This is a genomic window from Streptomyces sp. JH14, from assembly GCF_029428675.1.
In the GTDB taxonomy this organism is placed as follows: Bacteria; Actinomycetota; Actinomycetes; order Streptomycetales; family Streptomycetaceae; genus Streptomyces.
Genome location: NZ_JAJNEL010000001.1, coordinates 3396617 through 3416396 on the forward strand (window position 1 = coordinate 3396617; position 19780 = coordinate 3416396).

At 68.9% G+C, this 19780-nt stretch carries 21 protein-coding genes, 1 tRNA gene and 2 pseudogenes; 17 read left to right on the plus strand and 7 right to left on the minus strand.

Going from position 1 to position 19780, the window contains the following annotated elements:
• Positions 1-7: 7 nt before the first annotated feature.
• Both LRD69_RS15250 and LRD69_RS15255 read right to left on the minus strand, forming a co-directional pair.
• Positions 8-1636 (minus strand): ATP-binding protein, encoded by a 1629-nt coding sequence (locus LRD69_RS15250; protein ID WP_277327110.1) that lies wholly within the window; start codon positions 1634-1636, stop codon positions 8-10.
• A complete protein-coding gene (locus LRD69_RS15255; RefSeq protein ID WP_277327111.1) occupies positions 1633-2334 on the minus strand; it encodes a response regulator transcription factor in 702 nt (233 codons plus the stop codon). The genes LRD69_RS15250 and LRD69_RS15255 overlap by 4 nt, the downstream gene beginning before the upstream one ends.
• A gap of 472 nt (positions 2335-2806) precedes the next feature.
• On the opposite strand from LRD69_RS15255, the gene LRD69_RS15260 reads away from it, so the two are divergent.
• A complete protein-coding gene (locus LRD69_RS15260) occupies positions 2807-3163 on the plus strand; it encodes an SH3 domain-containing protein (protein WP_277327112.1) in 357 nt (118 codons plus the stop codon).
• Positions 3164-3371: 208 nt separating this feature from the next.
• On the opposite strand, the gene LRD69_RS15265 is transcribed toward LRD69_RS15260, so the two are convergent.
• Positions 3372-3749 (minus strand): hypothetical protein, encoded by a 378-nt coding sequence (locus LRD69_RS15265; protein WP_277327113.1) that lies wholly within the window; start codon positions 3747-3749, stop codon positions 3372-3374.
• Positions 3750-4024: 275 nt separating this feature from the next.
• Between LRD69_RS15265 and LRD69_RS15270 the strand changes: the two are divergent.
• Positions 4025-4195: pseudogene (locus LRD69_RS15270) on the plus strand (YciI family protein); the annotation flags it as partial.
• 100 nt (positions 4196-4295) lie between these two features.
• Positions 4296-4910, plus strand: a complete 615-nt coding sequence (locus tag LRD69_RS15275) for an HhH-GPD-type base excision DNA repair protein (RefSeq protein WP_277327114.1) — start codon at positions 4296-4298, stop codon at positions 4908-4910.
• Positions 4911-4990: 80 nt separating this feature from the next.
• Here the strand turns inward: LRD69_RS15275 and LRD69_RS15280 are convergent, their stop codons facing one another.
• Positions 4991-6583, minus strand: coding sequence for a helicase HerA-like domain-containing protein (locus LRD69_RS15280; protein WP_277327115.1), 1593 nt, complete (start codon positions 6581-6583; stop codon positions 4991-4993).
• Positions 6584-6686: 103 nt separating this feature from the next.
• Between LRD69_RS15280 and LRD69_RS15285 the strand changes: the two genes are divergently transcribed.
• Together LRD69_RS15285 and LRD69_RS15290 are read left to right on the plus strand one after the other, a co-directional pair.
• Positions 6687-6983, plus strand: a complete 297-nt coding sequence (locus tag LRD69_RS15285) for a type II toxin-antitoxin system VapB family antitoxin (protein WP_003955420.1) — start codon at positions 6687-6689, stop codon at positions 6981-6983.
• Between the two features lie 140 nt (positions 6984-7123).
• Complete coding sequence (locus tag LRD69_RS15290; protein WP_277329744.1) at positions 7124-7720, plus strand: LytR C-terminal domain-containing protein; 597 nt, start codon at positions 7124-7126, stop codon at positions 7718-7720.
• 67 nt (positions 7721-7787) lie between these two features.
• On the opposite strand, the gene upp is transcribed toward LRD69_RS15290, so the two are convergent.
• Positions 7788-8423, minus strand: a complete 636-nt coding sequence (gene upp, locus LRD69_RS15295; protein ID WP_277327116.1) for a uracil phosphoribosyltransferase — start codon at positions 8421-8423, stop codon at positions 7788-7790.
• A 103-nt stretch (positions 8424-8526) separates the two neighbouring features.
• Between upp and LRD69_RS15300 the strand changes: the two genes are divergently transcribed.
• The 4 genes from LRD69_RS15300 (at position 8527) to LRD69_RS15315 (ending at position 10273) form a co-directional block, all read left to right on the plus strand.
• A complete protein-coding gene (locus LRD69_RS15300; protein ID WP_277327117.1) occupies positions 8527-8754 on the plus strand; it encodes a hypothetical protein in 228 nt (75 codons plus the stop codon).
• A gap of 201 nt (positions 8755-8955) precedes the next feature.
• Complete coding sequence (locus LRD69_RS15305) at positions 8956-9552, plus strand: hypothetical protein (RefSeq protein ID WP_277329745.1); 597 nt, start codon at positions 8956-8958, stop codon at positions 9550-9552.
• Positions 9553-9657: 105 nt separating this feature from the next.
• A complete protein-coding gene (gene tadA / locus LRD69_RS15310; protein WP_277329746.1) occupies positions 9658-10086 on the plus strand; it encodes a tRNA adenosine(34) deaminase TadA in 429 nt (142 codons plus the stop codon).
• 102 nt (positions 10087-10188) lie between these two features.
• A tRNA-Ser gene (locus LRD69_RS15315) sits at positions 10189-10273 on the plus strand.
• A gap of 54 nt (positions 10274-10327) precedes the next feature.
• Here LRD69_RS15315 and LRD69_RS15320 read toward each other — a convergent pair.
• A pseudogene (locus tag LRD69_RS15320) lies at positions 10328-10676 on the minus strand (site-specific integrase); the annotation flags it as partial.
• A gap of 356 nt (positions 10677-11032) precedes the next feature.
• Between LRD69_RS15320 and LRD69_RS15325 the strand changes: the two are divergent.
• The 6 genes from LRD69_RS15325 (at position 11033) to LRD69_RS15350 (ending at position 16132) form a co-directional block, all read left to right on the plus strand.
• A complete protein-coding gene (locus tag LRD69_RS15325; RefSeq protein WP_277327118.1) occupies positions 11033-11482 on the plus strand; it encodes a hypothetical protein in 450 nt (149 codons plus the stop codon).
• Between the two features lie 850 nt (positions 11483-12332).
• Entirely contained in the window at positions 12333-12497 is a 165-nt protein-coding gene (locus tag LRD69_RS15330; RefSeq protein ID WP_277327119.1) for a hypothetical protein, read from the plus strand.
• Positions 12498-12506: 9 nt separating this feature from the next.
• Positions 12507-12800 (plus strand): Dabb family protein, encoded by a 294-nt coding sequence (locus tag LRD69_RS15335; protein ID WP_277327120.1) that lies wholly within the window; start codon positions 12507-12509, stop codon positions 12798-12800.
• 363 nt (positions 12801-13163) lie between these two features.
• Positions 13164-13943, plus strand: coding sequence for an RNA polymerase sigma factor SigF (locus tag LRD69_RS15340; protein WP_277329747.1), 780 nt, complete (start codon positions 13164-13166; stop codon positions 13941-13943).
• 235 nt (positions 13944-14178) lie between these two features.
• A complete protein-coding gene (locus LRD69_RS15345) occupies positions 14179-15045 on the plus strand; it encodes an RNA polymerase sigma factor SigF (protein WP_277327121.1) in 867 nt (288 codons plus the stop codon).
• Positions 15046-15295: 250 nt separating this feature from the next.
• Positions 15296-16132, plus strand: a complete 837-nt coding sequence (locus LRD69_RS15350; protein WP_277327122.1) for a hypothetical protein — start codon at positions 15296-15298, stop codon at positions 16130-16132.
• Positions 16133-16155: 23 nt separating this feature from the next.
• On the opposite strand, the gene LRD69_RS15355 is transcribed toward LRD69_RS15350, so the two are convergent.
• Complete coding sequence (locus tag LRD69_RS15355; protein ID WP_277327123.1) at positions 16156-16362, minus strand: hypothetical protein; 207 nt, start codon at positions 16360-16362, stop codon at positions 16156-16158.
• A gap of 275 nt (positions 16363-16637) precedes the next feature.
• Between LRD69_RS15355 and LRD69_RS15360 the strand changes: the two genes are divergently transcribed.
• Both LRD69_RS15360 and LRD69_RS15365 read left to right on the plus strand, forming a co-directional pair.
• Entirely contained in the window at positions 16638-17159 is a 522-nt protein-coding gene (locus tag LRD69_RS15360) for a MarR family winged helix-turn-helix transcriptional regulator (RefSeq protein ID WP_277327124.1), read from the plus strand.
• A gap of 23 nt (positions 17160-17182) precedes the next feature.
• Positions 17183-19666 carry an MFS transporter gene (locus LRD69_RS15365; protein WP_277327125.1) on the plus strand — a complete coding sequence of 828 codons (2484 nt, stop codon included), beginning with the start codon at positions 17183-17185 and terminating at the stop codon, positions 19664-19666.
• Positions 19667-19780 lie beyond the last annotated feature (114 nt).

The following is a 19780-nucleotide window of genomic DNA, read 5'->3' on the forward strand; positions in this document are numbered from 1 at the left end:
GACCGGGTCACCGGGCGGCCGCCGGGACCGTGGAGAGCACGACGGTGAAGGTCGTCCCGGCACCCACCGTGCTCTCCACGTCGATCGTCCCCCGGTGATCGGTCACGATCTGCCGGGCGATGGAAAGCCCCAGACCACTGCCGCCGGTGGCGCGGCCCCGGGCCGCATCCGCCCGCCAGAAGCGGTCGAAGAGGTGCGGCAGATGCTCGGCCGGTATCCCCTTCCCGGTGTCCCGCACCTGAAGGACCGCCGACTCGCCGTGCCGGACCAGAGCCAGCGTCACGGTGCCACCCGGCGGCGTGGCCCGCAGCGCGTTGCCGATGAGATTGCCGACGACCTGACGCAGTCGGTCCGTATCGGCGTCCACGTACACCCGCTGCGGCCCCTCCAGCTCCAGGGACACACCGGCTGCCTCGGCCTGGGCCCGATGGGCGGTGCGACAGGTGTCGAGGACGTCGAGCAGATCGACGACCGCGTGGTGGTAGGTGAGTGCACCGGCCTCGGCCAGCGCCAGGTCCTGCAGATCGTCCACGATCCGCTGCTGCAGCATCGCCTCCTCGTGGAGGGAGTCGAGCAGTTCGGGGGTCGGCTCGACGAACCCGTCCTGCAGCGCTTCCAGATAGCCGCGCAGATTGGCCAGCGGGGTACGGAGCTCATGTGCGATGTCGCCGATGAGACGGCGCTGACGCTCCTCGCCGGTCTGGACGGAGTCGGCCATCCTGTTGAAGGCACGTCCGAGTTCGGCGATCTCGTCGCGACCCGAGGCGGGGACCCGCCGCTCCAGGTCCCCTTCCCCCAGCCCCCGGGCTGCCAGGGTCAGGGCTCGCACCGGGCGCAGCACCGCCCTGCTCAGGAGCAGTCCGCCGAGGATGACGGCAAGGCCGACCCCGACCGCGACAGCCACCGTGGGCGCGGCGGCCAAAGTGGCCGGCGATTCGTCCCGTACGCCGAGGCGTACCTGAAGGCGCGGCGGCGCGACGGACGCCGTCCGCTCGTCGAAAACTCGCTGCAGACATGCTGCGAGACGCGGGTCGGACACACAGGTCGAGGCGGCGTCGTGATCCTGGGCGGCGCCCGGATCCGCATCGCCGGCCGGCTCCTTGCACTGGGGTGGGCGGCGGTCCGTACTGATCCGGGGGATTCCGAAGCTGTTCGGCCGGGCCGTCATCCTGACGCCCGCCCGGGTCAGGCAGGTCTGGTACGCCGCCACGGCACGGTACTCACCGATCGCGGTCACGGTGAGTTTGACCGAGGCCAGCGGCACCTTCCCCTGGGGGAACCGCAGTTCGGGGCGCGGGTCGACGGGGACCGGGGGCCGGCTGCTCACCGCGCGGGGCTCGCGGCCTGCGAGGGCGTCGGAATCGGCCAGCAGCACGTCGGACTCCGTGGTGACCCGGATGCGTTGTCCGGTGTCCCTCTCCAGCTCCGCGACCGTCGGCGAGACGCCTTCCCAGGTGCCGTGTGCGAAGCCGTACGCATGGAGCTCGCCGGTGATCCGGGACACCTCCTGCCGCCCCGCACGATCGGACTCGCGTACCTGACTGGTCACCTGACGTAGCGTCAGCCAAGCGGTGGCCGCCGTGGCGGCCATGGCGACCAGCATGAGCAGGCCGATGACCCGCAACCGCAGACTCACCGCGTCTCCCTGGGCCCGCCCGCCAGCCGGTAGCCCCGCCCGTAGACGGTCTCCACATACCGGGCGCCTTCTCGGCCCTTCTCCAGCTTCCGCCGCAGATTCATCACATGGGCATCGACCGTGCGCTCCAGGACGTTCTGATCGAACCCGAAGACCCGGTCGATGATCTGCGCCCTGGTGAACACCCGCCCGGGCTCCCCCGCCAGCACGGTCAGGATCGCGAACTCCTTGCCGGTCAGCACCACCGGTGCCCCTGCCACTCGCACTTCGAAGCGGGCGGTGTCCACCTCCAGATCCCCGACCGCGAGCACAGCGGACTCGTCACCCCCGGCCGACTTCGCCCTCCGCAGCAGTGCCCTGACCCGAGCAGTCAGCTCCCTCGGGCTGTACGGCTTGGTCATGTAGTCGTCGGCCCCGAGGTCGAGCCCGAGGAGCATGTCCTCCTCCGTGGTCCGCGCGGTGAGCAGCAGGATGGGCACCTGGGATTCGGCGCGCAGGATGCGGCACACGTCGAGACCGTCGACGTTCGGCATCATCACGTCGAGCACGATGAGATCGGGCCGGGTGGATCTGGCCCGGTCGACCGCCGAACGGCCGTCGGCGACGACCTGGACCTCGTTCCCCTCCCGCTCCAGATAGATCCTGATCAGTCGCGCCTGTTTCACGTCATCTTCGGCGACCAGTATGCGAGCACTCAACGGGACTCCTCCGGCTGGAATTTCACAGAGTACCCGGTCAACGGCCGGGACGAATGAGCAATGCTCAAACCCTCATTCGGAACTAAATCCTCCACGGATGAATCGAAAATGACGTGGCCGATTCCGCACAAGAAAATGGCCGAAGTCGATCCTCGAGCCACTCCCTCACAGGCCTCATTCGGCCAGGGCCGTCGCCGCCGAACGCGGAAACCGAGGGCTGCCGCGCACATGCCTTTCGGGCCATTCGAATTGGCCTCGCACCCCTCCCATGTCCTGTTTTCGCCCTGCGATCTTTCGGCCTCACTGGAATCAAAAATGGCCATCTGTGGGCGGAATCCTTTCTTCAGAATTTTCGGTTCGAAATCGTACTAGCGCCACTCGCATCCCCGGTGATGCAGCGGTCGCTGCCTCCTTTCCAGGAGCACCTGCCACACGGGAGCAGCGAAAACAGAAGTCAACGATGGGGGATCCAATGAAGCGTCGAATCGCAGTCGTCCTGCCCGCGCTCGTGGCGGTGGCCGCGAGTATTCCGATCGCGCTCTCCACCACCCCGGCGGTGGCGTCCGCCGCCTGCGGCAAGACCGTCGCCGACAAGGACAGCAGCGCCTGGAACGCCACGGCCGGCGGGGCCAACGAACGTAGTGGTTCCAGCACCGGCTGCGCGATCAACGGAATCGCGTACTCCGGGCACAAGCTGGACTACCACTGCTACACGGTGGCCGGCGACTACACCTGGACGTACCTCAGGAACGACAGCACGGGTACCTACGGGTGGGTCCGCGACGACCTCCTGAGCGACTACGGAAGCCTGGTGTACTGCGGCTTCTGACCCGCCCGCAGAGTCCGGGTCCTCACTGCGGGGACCCGGCTCCGGACAGGCCGGCCGAGCCGGTGACACGTCGGGGGGCGGTCTCGCCGAGGCCGCCCCTCCCCCGGCTCCTTGCGCTCCCACTGCACGGGAGAGCGGGGGGCCGGGTGCGCCGTCGCCGCAGATCCCACCCATCCTGATGTTCCATCAATTCTTTTTGGAAAAGGGCTCATCGGGGATGGGCGCTGTTGTGCCGCCGTGACGGTTTCCGCATCGATTCCGCAGCAGACGACTGGCACTCTTCTCCCCTCACACAGCTCAGTCCAGGGGGGTGCAGAGTCATGCCTGCACGCAGCCGCCTCGCCGCCATTGCCGCGACAACCCTGATCACCACCAGCAGCGCGATGTTCCTCGCCGCCTGCGATCCGTCGAGTTCCGCGGACGCCGCGTCGAGCACCGCTCCGAACACCTCGTCCCCGGGCACCTCCGCTACGGGCACCTCCGCTCCGGCCGGGCCGGGTGGCGGCACGCCGGCCGGGAGCGGGATGAACGGCACGTCAAAGGCGAACCGGCTGACCATCAGCAACGGCTCGAACACCGTCCTCATGAAAGGCACTTCCGTCGACTTCGGCACCGCGGTACGGGATCTCGCCTGGTCCCCCGACGGCTCCAGGGCCGCTTTCGTCGACGGTCACGGCGATCTGGTGGTCGCCGCGGCCGACGGCACCGGCCGGAAGACCGTCGCCAGGAACCCGGGCGGCCAGACCTGGTCCCACCCGACCTGGCAGGTGTACGGCAACGACAGCCAGGGCAGTCACCCGGGCGAGCAGAACATCGTCTTCACCGCCAGGCAGGGCAACACCCTGAAGCTGGATGTGGTCGCCGTACGGGGAGACCCAGGAGCTGCTCGCCGGGTTCTGGGTGCTCGACTGCGAGAGCCTGGAGCGGGTCACGGAGATCGCGGCGCGCATCGCGCGGTGCCCGGCTCCCGACGGCGCCCCCGTCCACCCCGTCGTCATCCGGCCGATCCTCGACGGCGGAGGCGATGTGTGAGCCTCGGCAGCCGCCTTCGGATACCCCTTCAGTCGCAGCAGGCGCGCGTCGGCCGCGTCTGGACTCGCCGTCGCCCGCCCATGTCGCGATGATCGAAGACATGACACAGAGCAACGGGAGCACGGCCCATACCTTGCAGATCGCCCAGCAGCCGGAGGCGGACGAACTCCTCGGCCGCAGCCCGCTGGCGGCCATGATCGGCATGCTGCTGGACCAGCAGGTTCCGATGGAGTGGGCCTTCTCCGGCCCGTTCACCCTGGCACAGCGGATGGGTTCCGACGACCTGGACGCCCACGAGATCGCCGCCTACGACCCCGAGGCGTTCACCCAGCTCTTCACCGCGAAACCCGCTCTGCACCGCTATCCGGGCTCCATGGCCAAACGGGTGCAGCAGCTCTGCCAGTTCCTGGTGGCGGAGTACGACGGAGACGCCGACGCGGTGTGGGGCGATGCCGGGACCGGCGCCGAGCTGCTGAAGCGGCTGAAGGCGCTGCCCGGGTTCGGCACCCAGAAGGCACAGATCTTCCTGGCGCTGCTCGGCAAGCAGCTGGGCGTCCGGCCGGCCGGCTGGCGGGCGGCGGCAGGCCCGTACGGGGAGGCGGGGTCGCACCGGTCGGTCGCCGACATCACCGGCCCCGACTCACTCGCCAGGGTCCGCGCATACAAGCAGGAGGCGAAGGCCGCGGCGAAGGCGGCGGCCGCAAAGAAGAGCTGAGCCCCGGACGGCTCACCGCCGTCACCGCAGGACAGATCAGGATGGGGGAGGGGTGGGGGCCCCGACAGCGGTCCCGCCCCCTACCGCCGGCGACGTGCCGTACCGAAGAGCGATCGCGAGATCTCCCGCCCCAGCTGCGTCCCGACCGACCGCGCCAGCGACCGGAACATCCCGCTCCCCACCACCTGTTCCACCAGCGAGGCGTCGTCCTCCGGCTGCCTGGGCGCCTTCTTCGCCTTCTTCGCAGCCTTGCCCGCCGCCTCCGCCGTGCCCGCCGTGCCCGCCGCGGCCTGCTGCTCGGCCTCGTGCTCGGCGGTGAGCTTCTCGTACGCCGACTCCCGGTCCACCGCCTCGGCGTAACGCCCGTACAGGGGCGAGCCCTTCACCGCCGCGTCCAGCTGCGTCGCGGCGAGCGGCCCCATCAGTGACTGCGGCGACCGCAGCCGGGTAGCGGCGACCGGTGTGGGCGCACCGTTCTCGCTCAGTACGGTGATCACCGCCTCGCCGATGCCCAGCCCGGTCAGCAGCTCTTCCAGGTCGTACGGCGAGTTCGGGAACGTCTTCACCGTCGCCCGCAACGCCTTCGCATCGTCCGGCGTGAACGCCCGCAGCGCGTGCTGCACCCGGTTGCCGAGCTGCGCCAGAACATCCCCGGGGACGTCGCGCGGCGTCTGCGTGACGAAGAAGATGCCCACGCCCTTGGAACGGATCAGCCGCACGGTCTGGGTGATCGCGTCCAGGAACGCCTTCGACGCCCCGTCGAAGAGCAGATGCGCCTCGTCGAAGAAGAACACCAGCTTCGGCCGGTCCAGGTCGCCGACCTCCGGCAGATCGTGGAAGAGATCCGCGAGCAGCCACATCAGGAACGTCGAGAAGAGCTGCGGCTTGTCCTGTACGGCGGCCAGTTCCAGTACGGAGACCAGCCCTCGTCCGTCCGGCGCCTGCCGCAGCAGCTCCGCCGTGTCGAACTCCGGCTCGCCGAAGAAGTCGCCCGCCCCCTGCTGCTCGAAGGCGGTGAGCGATCGCAGGATCACCCCGGCGGTGGCCGTGGAGAGCCCACCGATCCCCTTCAGCTCGGGCCTGCCCGTGTCCGAGACGAGAAACGCGACGACGGCCCGCAGATCCTTCAGGTCCACCAACTCCAGGCCCTTGCCGTCGGCGTAGTGGAAGATCAGGCCGAGCGACTGCTCCTGCGTCCGGTTGAGCTGGAGCACCTTGGAGAGCAGTACGGGCCCGAAGCTGGTGACGGTCGCCCGCAGCGGAATGCCGGGACCGATGCCGCCGAGCGCGTAGAACTCGCAGGGGAAGCCCTTGGCCTCCCAGCTCTGCCCGACCTGCCCGGCCCGCTCGGTGACCTTGCCGCCCGGCTCGCCGGGAGCGGCGATGCCGGACACGTCTCCCTTGATGTCGGCGAGGAAGACCGGCACTCCGTTCGCCGACAGCTGTTCGGCGATCAGCTGGAGGGTCTTCGTCTTGCCGGTGCCGGTGGCGCCCGCGACGAGTCCGTGCCGGTTGAGCATCCCCAGCGGGACCCGGATCTGAGCGCCGGGCAGACACGCTCCGTCCCAGAGCAGCGCACCCAGACCGAGGGCGGCTCCGTCGACGGCGTACCCGTCGGCGATCTTCTGAGCAGGCTGCGGCAGCACCCCGGCGGCTTCTCCGACGTCACTCATCACGGCCCCTGTTCCGGAATGCCTGCTTTTATGGCGCTCCGACAAGCATCGCAGTACCGCTCCATGGCTGCGCCCGGAGGCCCTTGGCCGGTAGGCTTTCCGTGTGATCTTCAAGCGCATCGGAAATGGGCGGCCTTATCCCGACCACGGCCGGGAAAGCACCCGGCAGTGGGCGGATGTCGCGCCGCGCCCGGTCCGCCTCGACCAGCTGGTGACGACCAAGGGGCAGCTGGACCTCGAAACGCTCCTGGCCGAGGACTCGACGTTCTACGGGGACCTGTTCGCCCACGTCGTGAAGTGGCAGGGCGACCTCTATCTGGAGGACGGGCTGCACCGCGCGGTCCGTGCGGCGCTCCAGCAGCGCCAGGTTCTGCACGCCCGCGTGCTCGAGCTCGGCTGACGCACGGCGCGCGCCGGACGATTTTTCGGGTGCTTTCGAGTGCTTTCGCACTCGGACGGGCGCCATCCATTGATCATTTAGTACGCATCTTCACCAGGTCGCATTACGCTGCGCCCATGAGCATGCTGACTCCCCCCGGCATGGGCGGAAAGTACCGCATCACGGGTGACAAGTACCCCCGCATGCGCCGCCCTCGACGCCGCCGGACACTGGTCCTGGCTTCCCTTGCCTCCGTGGTGGCCCTCGGGCTGGCCGGATGGGGGTCGCTGCAGCTCATCGACGTCTTCACCGGCGGTGACGGAAACGCCGGCGCCGCCGGGCGCGCGGCCGCATGCTCCTCCGCCAAGCCGTCCGCGCCCGCGAAGGCGCTGCCGAAGCCGGGCGGGATCACGGTCAACGTCTACAACGCGACACCGCGCGGCGGGCTCGCGAAGGCCGCGGCCGACGAGCTGAAGAAGCGCGGCTTCCGTATCGGCAAGGTGGGCAACGCCTCGGCCGCGTACGACAAGAAGGTTCCCGGGCCCGCGGTACTGGTGGGGGCGCCGACGGCCATGAACGGCTCGTTCCCGGTCCTGGGTACGCAGTTGGCGGGCACCACGCCGAAGACCGACACGCGCAAGACGGCGGACGTCGATCTGATCATCGGTACGGCGTTCAAGAAGCTCAACACACCGAAGGACGCTGCGGCGGCCCTGGCCGTCCTGAACAAGCCGGCCCCCGCGCCCTCCTGCGGGTGACACCGCAGAAAGGGCCCGAGAGCCGCAGGTCTTCGCCGAACCGTGACGCCTGAGGGCCTGACGGGTCCTAGTCGACGGTGCCGTACATGCGGTCGCCCGCGTCGCCGAGGCCCGGCACGATGTAGCCGTTCTCGTTGAGCCGCTCGTCGACCGAGGCGGTGACCACGGTGACCGGTGCACCGGCCAGTTCGCGCTCCATCACCTCGACGCCCTCGGGCGCCGCGAGCAGCACGACGGCGGTGACATCGTCCGCACCGCGCTTGATCAGCTCCCGGATGGCCGCGACCAGCGTGCCGCCGGTGGCGAGCATCGGGTCCAGGACGTACACCTGGCGGCCCGAGAGGTCGTCCGGCATCCGCGTGGCGTAGGTCTCCGCCTTGAGCGTCTCCTCGTTGCGGATCATGCCCAGGAAGCCGACCTCGGCGGTCGGCAGCAGCCGCACCATGCCGTCGAGCATGCCGAGACCGGCCCGCAGGATCGGCACGACCAACGGTCGCGGGTACGACAGTTTCACGCCGGTGGTCGGCGTCACCGGGGTCTCGATGTCGACCTGCTCGGTGCGCACGTCCCGGGTGGCCTCGTACGCGAGCAGGGTGACCAGCTCGTCGGCGAGCCGCCGGAAGGTCGGGGAGTCGGTGCGCTTGTCGCGCAGGGTGGTGAGCTTGTGCGCGACCAGCGGGTGGTCGACGACGTGGATCCGCATGGGCTCAACAGTAGCGGGGGTCTCCGCACCTGTGCGCTGGCATCAACCGCACGTTCGGAGGGAAGGTGGGGGCATACGGACCCAGCCTGGGGGTGATGTGCCGATGCCGCACGGGGAGCAGCAGAATCGGGACCAGTCGGTTCCGCAGGCCACACAGGGCCCACGGGACACGCTGGACGCGCCCGAGACGGACACGGAGCGACGCAGGCGCCGCGCCCAGTTTCTGCGCGAGCTCCACGAGGCGAAGGCACTGCGCGACCGGGTGCAGCCACGCCGGGCCCGGGCCGCCCGAATGCGCCAAGCCATGCGGATGCGGACCTTCCGCTGGTAGCCGCCCAAACCCGCCGGACAGCGCCGCCGGACGGCCCCGCCGAAGCGGTGTCCTCGACAACTGATGGCCGACGCAACGGTCGAACTCCTCTCGCGAACGCTTCCTTTCTGCCACGATTCCGATGGGCGGGACGCAGGGCAGCCGGATCACCGACTGGCCTCCCGCCGGACCGACACCCCTATGACCAGTGGGAGAGTCACGGTGTACTTCGCCGCACTGCTCGCGCGCACCGAAGACGGGTGGGAAGCGAGCGACACGGAGCTCGACGATGTGGAGACCCTGTCCGATCTGACGGATCTGGCCCGTGAGGCCTCGGTGGACGAGGACACGGTGCTCGTCTTCATCGAACAGGAGGACGCCTGGTTCGGCGTCATCCGGGTGGACGGTGAGGAGGACCCCCGTATCTACATCTCGGACGCGTCCGCCGCCGCCCGCTCCTCGTACGGGGAGATCCTGCTCACCGATGAACTGCTCGGCCGCGAACCCGGGGCCGAGGACGCGATTGCCGCCCTCGAAGAGCTCGTCGGCCTCGACGGTACGGAGGACGACGAGCCGGACCAGACCACCGACAACAACGACACCGACCTCGACGACAACGACAACGACAACGACGACAACGACGACAACGACGACGACGGGCTCGACGCCGACGCCGTACCGGCGGGTCCCCTCGGCGACACCGGGATCCTGTCCGACCTCGGGCTCCCCGAGAAGGAGCTGCTGCTCCTGCGGACGGACGCACTGGCGGAGATCGCGGACGCGCTGGGAGCGGCCGAGGTCCTGGAAACCGTCCGTTAGGGTCCGCGGGTGACCGAACGACCGGGCCCGCACCGACCGTCAGAACCGCACGATCCGACGGGCGAACCACCGCACGACCCCGTGCGGGACCCGTGGCGGGCGCCCATGCGCCACGCCCTGGACGAGGCGGCGCACGCGGCGCGGGCCGGCGATGTGCCGGTCGGCGCCGTCGTTCTCGGCCCGGGCGGCGACCTGCTCGCCACAGGGCACAACGAACGCGAGGCGACCGGCGACCCGACCGCGCACGCCGAGATCGTCGCGCTGCGCCGGGCCTCGGCGGCCCTCGGTGCATGGCGGCTTGCCGGGTGCACGCTGGTGGTCACCCTGGAGCCGTGCACGATGTGCGCGGGTGCGCTCGTGCAGTCCCGGGTGGCCCGTGTGGTCTACGGGGCTCGGGACGAGAAGGCGGGCGCGGCCGGCTCGCTCTGGGACGTCGTACGGGACCGGCGGCTCAACCACCGCCCCGAAGTGATCCACGGAGTCCTGGAGGAGGACTGCTCCGCCCAGCTGACGGCCTTCTTCCGCGACCGCTGACCCCGCCCGGGAGCGCCGCCGCTGCACGGTCCGGGGGCCGGCTCGGGGCGTCACGGGGAATCGGATTTCGACCCACGGCCCCGATGGTCTAAGCTCTCTCTCGGTAGCGTGTCCGAGCGGCCGAAGGAGCTCGCCTCGAAAGCGAGTGTGGGGAAACTCACCGAGGGTTCAAATCCCTCCGCTACCGCAGGTAGACGAAGGGCCCGGTCCATCTGGACCGGGCCCTTCGTGCTGCTCCGTCTCAGTTGGCCGGTACGGGCACGCCGGCGGCCCCGTCGTCGTCGGGCCCGTCTCCGTTCGGCTCCTGGATGAGTCCGCCTACCTGTCGGGCAACGTCACTGCGTACCGAGTCGACCATGTGCTGATACGCGCGGCCATGGCGGTTTTGGACCTCCCCATGAGGGCCATGACGGCCCTCTCCGAGACTCTGCGGGCGGTAGCCGGCCTTCCTGCCGCATGTGTCGGCGCACCCGTGGGCGGAGCGAGGGCGCCGACGACTCCGACGCACCATCAGCACCCCTCGGCACAGGTCCACATCCCCACTCGAGGCCGAGGGCCTCGCCCTGACGAAGCCCGAGAGCCGGCGCCACGACCCGATCTGCCGGCCACCACCGCCGCCAGCCGTATTCGCGGCATTGCCGTTTCCCGTGCTGACGGAGCCATCGATGTTGATTTCGATAATGTGACTCACATTGTTGGTTGTCTGATTGGCAACTTGGGTTATCAACGCCTACGACAGGCCGTTGAGCGCTTATCACCTGAACGTTGAGGCACACATCCAGTGAGCCTTCATCACCCTCATGACTATCGCCTCACCTGGGAATCCTGCGCGAATGGGTCTATTTCCGAGTAAGTTTCGCACCCTTTGTCACAGGTGATCTGTTTGAGATGGCAAGACCTCAATTCTGGCGCTTGAGAAGGAGAAAGCATGAGGATTCGAAGGTGTATGGCGATTGTGGTTCCGCTCGCCTTTGCCACAGCGAGTATCGGCGGAGTTGCCTCGGCCGACGACAGCCATGACAAGAATGACGCCGTTACCGTGTTCTGCAACAACCCGTTCAACTTCAGCCTCGTGGATGCCGGCGGCGGCAACGGCGGGCTGCTCGGCCAGGTCGCCAAGGGCCTGGGCGTCGGTCTGGGCGGGGATGGCTACCACGGCGGAGTCAGTACGCTCCCGTACGGCGACAACACCGGCGGGGACGGGGTCGGCCTTGGGGCAGCAAACTTCGGCAGCGCCGATGGCGGAGACGGTGGCAACGCCGAACAGTCCACGCACCAGTACGTCGCGAACAACCGCTGCACCGTCGGCGACGAGACACACAAGAAGAAGGTCCAAGTCATCAAGGACAGCTTCAACAAGATCGACAAGAAGAAGATCGTTCGCAGCGGCCACTAGTCCAGGTCAGCCCTGAGGTGCCCCGTCTCAGTTCCTGTCTCATTCACCCCCGCCCGGGGCCGTCCAGAGCAGTTCACGCGACGGGCGCGGCTACGTGAATGAACGGGGCTGAACAGCACCGAATTCCCATCTGACCTGCACGAGCAGACCTCGAAAGCGAGTGCGGGGAAACTCGCCGAGGGTTCAAATCCCTCCGCTATCGCTTCGGAAGACCGCCTCTGATCCTGCGAAAGCAGGTCGGGGGCGGTCTTTTGTTCCCCGCGCCAAGTCCGTTTCTGTTCCGCCGATGCGCTCCCTGTCCGATGTGCATGAGCGTCATCCACTGGTCGCGGATCGACGCGGTGCACTTCGGCTGCGGCCTGGACGACACCCGCCGGATCGGCTTCGACGACGTCCATCCGTACGAGGACTTCAGAAGGCCGCTCGGCCGGCGGTCGATCAGGGTCGAGCAGACCCATCGCGAAATCGGCGCCCGGGGCGGCCTACGGCACATGGATGAACAAGGCGGACCGGCACGCGCACTGAGGACGGCCGGCCCCGGGGGTCCACGACGCGGGCGTGCACGGGGAGCAGGCCGAGGCGGTGTGCCTCAGGACAGAAGTGGTGCATCGAGAGCGCGCTGCGGGACGAGCACCGGGCGTGTGTGGTGATGCCGGCGGCGAACTCGGCGGGGCGCGGCGTCGGTCGGCAGGGGTGCAGGGCGGCGAGGCAATCGCCGGTACACGAGCATCGAATCGGAGGTGTGATCGAAAACCCATCGGAAACCCCCACGGAAACCCCCATCGGATACGACCATCCGTGCGGATAGAATCGCCCGACTGCACAGGGGATCGATGGGGAGGCAGGGGCTGTGGCGCAAGCGAAGAAGATCGCGCTCTACATGGTTGTGGTCTTCGTGCTGTACACGATCATCACGTCCCCGAAACGGGCCGCAGATCTCGTCGAGGTAGGGTTCGAGGGCGTTGCGAGTGCCGCACAGGGCGTCGGCGATTTCATGACCGAGCTCGTGAAGTAGGAGACCCCCATGATCCGCCACCTGGTCCTGTTCAAGCTGAACGACGGCGTGCAGCGCGATGATCCGCAGGTCGTCGCCGGGGCGAAGGCGTTCCAGGAGCTGGCGGGGAAGATCCCCGAGCTGGAGTTCTGGGAATGCGCCTGGAACATCACCGACCGGCCGATCGCGTACGACTTCGCCATCAACTCCGCGGTCGCCGACGAGGACGCACTGAAGCGCTACGTCGAGCACCCGGCCCATCAGGCCGCCGCCGGACAGTGGCGGTCCTTCGCCACCTGGGTGATCGCCGACTATCCGTTCTGACCCCCCGGTCGTGACGCCCGAACCCCCAGGGTCCGGGCGCCCCAAGCCCTTCACCGATCCGGTGAGGGGCTTTTCCATGCGTTTAAACCAACTTGACCCCAACACGGGGATGCGCGGTGCTTGCACACAGTGGACATGTCTTGTGATGCTATGACCGCTTTTGACGGATGAGTTGACCGAAGTTGACCGCAAAGGGGTGGCGTCATCGTGCCGGCCAGTACAGCGCCTCAAGTGCCTCCCCAGACCGCCCAGCCCCTCCAGCCAGCCCCGAACATGCAGGCTGTCCAGAACGCGCAACCGGTACAGAACGCGCAGTCTGTCCAGGACGCGCAAACGGTCCAGACCGAGACACCCGACAGTTCGATGCCGCCCGCCCGGACCCGTGGCGCGGACACCAGGGCTCTCACCCAGGTCCTCTTCGGGCAGCTCAAGGGGCTGGAACCGGGGTCGCCGGAGCACGGCAGGGTGCGGGCGGCGCTGATCGAGGCGAACCTCCCCCTCGTGCGGTACGCCGCGGCCCGCTTCCGGAGCCGCAACGAGCCGATGGAGGACGTCGTCCAGGTGGGCACGATCGGCCTGATCAACGCCATCGACCGGTTCGACCCCGAGCGCGGCGTCCAGTTCCCGACCTTCGCGATGCCGACCGTCGTCGGCGAGATCAAGCGGTACTTCCGGGACAACGTACGTACCGTCCACGTACCGCGGCGGCTTCACGAGCTCTGGGTCCAGGTCACCGGCGCCACCGAGGACCTGACGACCGCGCACGGCCGCTCACCCACCACCGCCGAGATCGCCGCACGGCTGAAGATCTCCGAGGACGAGGTCCTCGCCTGCATCGAGGCGGGCCGCTCCTACCACGCGACGTCGCTGGAAGCGGCCCAGGAGGGCGACGGACTGCCCGGACTGCTCGACCGGCTCGGCTACGAGGACCCCGCGCTCGCCGGGGTCGAACACCGCGATCTGGTCCGGCATCTGCTCGTCCAGCTACCCGAACGTGAGCAGCGGATCCTGCTGCTGCGCTACTACAGCAATCTGACGCAGTCGCAGATCAGCGCCGAGTTGGGTGTCTCCCAGATGCACGTGTCAAGGCTGCTGGCCCGAAGTTTCGCCCGACTTCGATCCGCAAACAGGATCGAGGCGTAACCGGAACGGGTAAACCGTTCAAGGTCCCTTCCAGGTCGACGGAATGCCGCACACGCCTTGTTAACTGCACGTATTCCACCTTGACTTGTCGACATGTCACTACAGCGTGTTGCCGACATGTGACATTCTGCGTGAACCGCGTTTGCCGCAGCCCCGCCTCCGGTATTCAGGTGGAGGCTGCGTTCCTCCGATGGTCGCGGCTCAACGCGACCGTCCGCGACCTCAAGGGGGTGGCATGTCCGTAGAACAGGGCAGCTCGAAGGTGCTCACGCTCACCAAGAGCGCACCCGCACCCGTTGTGCTCACCAGCTCGCCGGAAGCCATCGACACCCGCACTCTGTCCCGCTCCCTGTTCCTGCGGCTCGCCGCCCTGGGTCCGGCACCGGACCACGACGGACCGGACAGCCCGGAGCGTGCCTACGTGCGGGACACACTCATCGAGCTCAACCTCCCGCTCGTGCGGTACGCGGCGGCGCGGTTCCGGAGCCGTAACGAACCGATGGAGGACATCGTCCAGGTCGGCACGATCGGCCTGATCAAGGCGATCGACCGGTTCGACTGCGAACGGGGTGTGGAGTTCCCGACGTTCGCGATGCCCACCGTCGTCGGCGAGATCAAGCGCTTCTTCCGTGACACCTCCTGGTCGGTGCGGGTGCCGCGCCGGCTCCAGGAACTGCGGCTCGCGCTGACCAAGACCAGCGACGAGCTGGCCCAGAAGCTCGACCGCTCGCCGACCGTGCCGGAGCTCGCGGCGGCGCTCGGGGTCTCCGAGGAGGACGTGGTCGACGGACTGGCCGTCGGCAACGCGTACACAGCCTCTTCACTGGACTCGCCCTCTCCCGAGGACGACGGCGGTGAGGGCTCCCTCGCGGACCGGCTCGGTTACGAGGACTCGGCACTGGAAGGAGTCGAGTACCGCGAATCGCTGAAGCCGCTGCTGGCCAAGCTCCCGCCCCGCGAGCGGCAGATCATCATGCTGCGGTTCTTCGCCAACATGACCCAGTCGCAGATCGGCGAGGAGGTCGGCATCTCGCAGATGCATGTCTCGCGGCTGCTCACCCGGACCCTGGCCCAGCTCCGGGAAGGACTCATCGCCGACTAGGGCCTTTCGTTCGGATCAGGCTGGATCAGGGAGCGGGGTCTGGTGCGTGCAGCTGCAGGGCGGAGGAAGGAGCCGACGCGGAGCGTCGGGGACTGACGACAACGCGGCAGATGTGCGTGCCCGACCCCGCGAGCCCAGCATGATCCGAACGAGAGGCCCTGGGAGCCTGCAGCGCGAGGGGCTCCTCGCCGACCGTGGAGCCAGGAGCACAAGGGTTCCGAATTGACGGACCGTCAGCCACACTGACGCGATGCGACGTCAGACATTCGGCTCGACCGGCCGCCGGGGCACCCTGATCGCCGCCTCGGCGGCCGTGCTGTGCCTGGGCGGCGCGCTCGCCGCCTGCGGCGCGGGGGCGGGCGACGGTGACGGCTATGTGGCGGTCGGCGCGGCGGGGGCGGGGCGGGAGAAGGCGCCCACCGCGCCGGTGGCACCCTCGGGGAAGGTGACGCTGATCCCGCTGGACGGTTCCGGGGGCGACGGCGGCGGTGCACGGCCGAAGCCGGGATCCTCCGCGAAGAGCGACGGCGCGGGGAATGCGGGAGGCCCCGGGGACACCGGCGACGGTATGGACACCGGTACACAGGCGCCCGGCTCGCCCGGCGCCTCGCCGTCCGGGGTCACCCCGGGCTCCGCGAGCAGCTCGGGCGGCGGCGGTGACGGCGGGGCAGGTGGTACGAGCGGTACCGGAGGTTCGAGCGGCACGGGCGGTACCGGCGCAGGAAGCGGCTCGCCCGGCTCCTCCACCCCGTCCGCGCCGGGCGCCACCGCACCCGCAGGGCCTGCGGTGCTGGCGCTGGGCGCACCCGAGCGGGCGGCGGCCGATGACCGCTGGTGCGAGAAGGTGACCCTCGAGTTCCGCAACACCGGTGGCTCACCGGTCCGGTCGGGAACGGTCACGTTCGCCACGCACATCATCGGCGCGCTCGGGATCGACTGGGCGACCGTGGAAACGTCCGCGCCGCTGCCCGCGCCGATCGACGCGGGGGCGGCGCGGAAGAAGACGTACACCGTCTGTGCGGACGCCTGGCGGGTGCCCCTGGGCATGCATGTCGAGACCCGGGACGTCACCGCCGTCTGGAAGTGACGGGTGGAGGGGGCCGGAGCCGGTCAGCCGAGCGCGAGCCAGGCGACCGCGCCGAGGACGACGACCACCGCGACGACAGCGAGGATCACCCCGGTCTTCGGTCCGGACGACGCGGGCGGCTGCTGCCGGCGCTGCGGCTCGCCCTCGTCGACGAAGGCGCGGAACATCTGCGTGCTGCCCGCCGGGTCGTGACCCTCGGGACCCTGGGGCGCATGGGGGTTGTGTGCCATGGGCCAGGACCCTAGCGAACTCGGGGGTACGCCCCAACCCCCGGGTCCGTGAAGGGCCGGGGGTGGAGACGGAGAACCGGTGAACCGCTCCGGTCCGTGGCGCAGGACACATCCCCGCAAAGTCCACCGGTCACACGCTGGGCGTTTGACCCGAACACGGCACAGGCTTTTGCGTTCCTTTACTTATGCAAGCCCCGTTTCGTTTGCCTGCAGCAACCAACAGTTCTATGGTTGCCCTAAGCAACAAGATGCATGTAGATCAGTCTGGGGGTCCCGTGGCCGCACGGAGTCAGTACGAAGAACTGGCTCGGCAGCTCAGCGCCGTCGGGGCCGTCAAGCGAGGGATCGCCCGCATCCTGCCTGCTGAATGTCCTGGCGGATCCGCCGCCGTACTGGCTCTCCTCAGTCAGCACGGCGAAATGCGGATCAGCAGACTCGCCGAGTTGCTGGCCGTCGACATGTCGGTGACCAGCCGTCATGTAGCCCATGTGGCCGAACGTGGCTGGATAGAACGGTCTCCCGACCCAGCGGACAAGCGGTCCCGCATTCTGCGGCTGACCCCCGCGGGAGTCGACGCACTCGTCGACCTGAACCTGCGGATCACCGACATGTTCGCCCATCACCTTCAGGAATGGTCCGACGACGACGTCGGACAGCTCAACACGCTGCTGGCCCGGCTGCGCGACAGCTTCGCCCGTCGCGGCTCCGGTGGGTGCGCCCCCGGAAAGCACAGCGACGAGTGCCGTCTGCGGCCCGCCGACAGCGACGACGACTCGTACACCCGTACACCTGTGTAACAGAAGCAAAGACAAGGAACTCAATGGCTACGACCACACCCACCGGTGTGCGGGGCGGCCACGCCAAGCACGGGGAAACCGCTTCCCCCGACGGCGCGCCGATGACACACCGGCAGATCATGGAAGCACTGACCGGGCTGCTGCTCGGCATGTTCGTCGCGATCCTGTCGTCGACCGTCGTCTCCAACGCTCTGCCCGAGATCATCTCGGACCTCGGCGGCGGCCAGTCCGCGTACACCTGGGTCGTCACGGCCTCGCTGCTCGCGATGACGGCCACCACGCCTCTGTGGGGCAAGCTCTCCGACCTGTTCAGCAAGAAGCTGCTGGTCCAGATAGCACTGATCATCTACGTCACCGGCTCGATCGTGGCCGGTATGTCGACGAGCAGCGGCATGCTCATCGTCTGCCGTGTCGTACAGGGCATCGGCGTCGGCGGTCTCTCCGCCCTCGCCCAGATCGTGATGGCCGCGATGATCGCCCCGCGTGAGCGCGGTCGCTACAGCGGCTACCTCGGCGCGGTCTTCGCCGTCGCCACCGTCGGTGGTCCGCTGCTCGGCGGTGTCATCACCGACACCAGCTGGATGGGCTGGCGCTGGTGCTTCTACGTGGGTGTGCCGTTCGCGGTCATCGCACTGATCGTGCTGCAGAAGACCCTCAAGCTCCCGGTCGTCAAGCGCGAGGTCAAGGTCGACTGGACGGGCGCGTTCTTCATCAGCGCCGCCGTCTCGCTGCTGCTGCTCTGGGTGACCTTCGCGGGCGACAAGTACGACTGGAAGTCCTGGCAGACCGCCGCGATGCTGGCCGGCTCCCTGGTGCTGGTCGCACTCTTCGTCTTCACCGAGTCCCGGGCCAGCGAGCCGATCATCCCGCTGCGCCTCTTCCGTAACCGCACCATCACGCTGGCCTCGGTCGCCTCGCTGTTCGTCGGTATCGCGATGTTCGCGGGCACCGTCTTCTTCAGCCAGTACTTCCAGCTGGCCCGCGGCAAGTCGCCGACGATGTCCGGCGTCATGACGATCCCGATGATCGCCGGCCTGTTCCTCTCGTCGACCATCTCCGGCCAGATCATCACCAAGACCGGCCGCTGGAAGGCCTGGCTGGTCAGCGGTGGCTTCCTGGTCACCGCCGGGCTCGGGATGCTCGGCACGATCCGGTACGACACGGAGTACTGGCACATCGCGGTCTTCATGTTCGTGATGGGTCTCGGCGTCGGCATGATGATGCAGAACCTGGTGCTCGCCACGCAGAACCAGGTCGCCCCGTCCGACCTCGGCTCGGCCAGCTCCGTCGTCACCTTCTTCCGTTCCCTCGGTGGTGCGATCGGCGTCTCGGCGCTGGGCGCCGTCATGGCGAACCGCGTCACCCACTACGTCAAGGACGGCCTCGCGGACCTCGGTCCGAAGGGCGCCGCCCTGGGCCACGGCGGTACCGGCGGCGGAGGCATCCCCGACCTGGACAAGCTGCCCGCGCCCTTCCGTACGGTCGTGGAGAGCGCCTACGGGCACGGTGTCGGCGATGTCTTCCTGTACGCCGCTCCGGCCGCGCTGATCGCCTTCCTGATCACGATCTTCATCAAGGAGGTCGCGCTGAAGACGAACGCCGCGAACGACGCCCCGGCGGAGACCGAGGTTCCCGCCGCGGTGCTCGCCGAGGTCCCGTCCGGGGCCGCCGCGCTGATCGCCGAGGGAGCGGCCGGGGTCACCTCGGTCGACACACTCGAGGCTCCGGTGTCGACCACGCCTGGCACCGCGGTGCGCGGTGTGGTGCGCGGCGCCGAAGGCGCGCCGGTGGCCGGGGCCGCCGTCACGCTGATCTCGCTGGGCGGCCGGCAGCTCGGGCGCTCCGTCGCCCAGGCCGACGGCACCTACGGTCTGGAGGCGCCGGGCTCCGGCAGCTACGTCCTGATCGCATCCGCCGACGGTTTCCAGCCGCAGGCGTCCACCGTGGTCGTCGGCGACGAGCAGCTGTCGTACGACATCCTGCTCGTCGGTACGAGCGGCCTGACCGGGACCGTGCGGGCCGCCGAGAGCGGTGCTCCGGTCGACGGCGCCATGGTCATCGTGACCGATGTCCGCGGCGACGTGCTGGCCACCGGCAAGTCCGCCGAGAGCGGCGAGTTCGCCTTCGCCGAGCTGGTGCCCGGTGCGGTGACCGTCGCGGTGAACGCCGCCGGGTTCCGTCCGCTGGCACTGCCGGTGGAGATCGGCGGCCAGGGCGTCACCCGGGTCGACGCCGCCCTGCAGGCGGGTGCGCTGGTCCAGGGTGTCGTGCGGGCCGGTGCCGCCCGCCGGCCGCTGCCCGACGCCCGCGTCACGCTGATCGATGCGGCGGGCAATGTGGTCGCCACCTCGACGACCGGGGACGACGGGGCGTACGCCTTCGCCGACCTGGACGCGGGCGAGTACTCGGTCATCGCGACCGGCTACCCGCCGGTGGCCGGCGCGCTGACCGTGGCCGGTCGCGGGGTCGACGGCCACGACATCGAGCTCGCCCACCCCGGCGAGTGACCGAGTAACAAGGACCCCTGGCGGGCAGCGCCTCGAGCGGAGAGGCTGCCCCCGGTGGAAATGGGCCCCGGTGGTGGGGACGGCAGGCAGGGGACGGCCTGCCGTCCCCGCCCC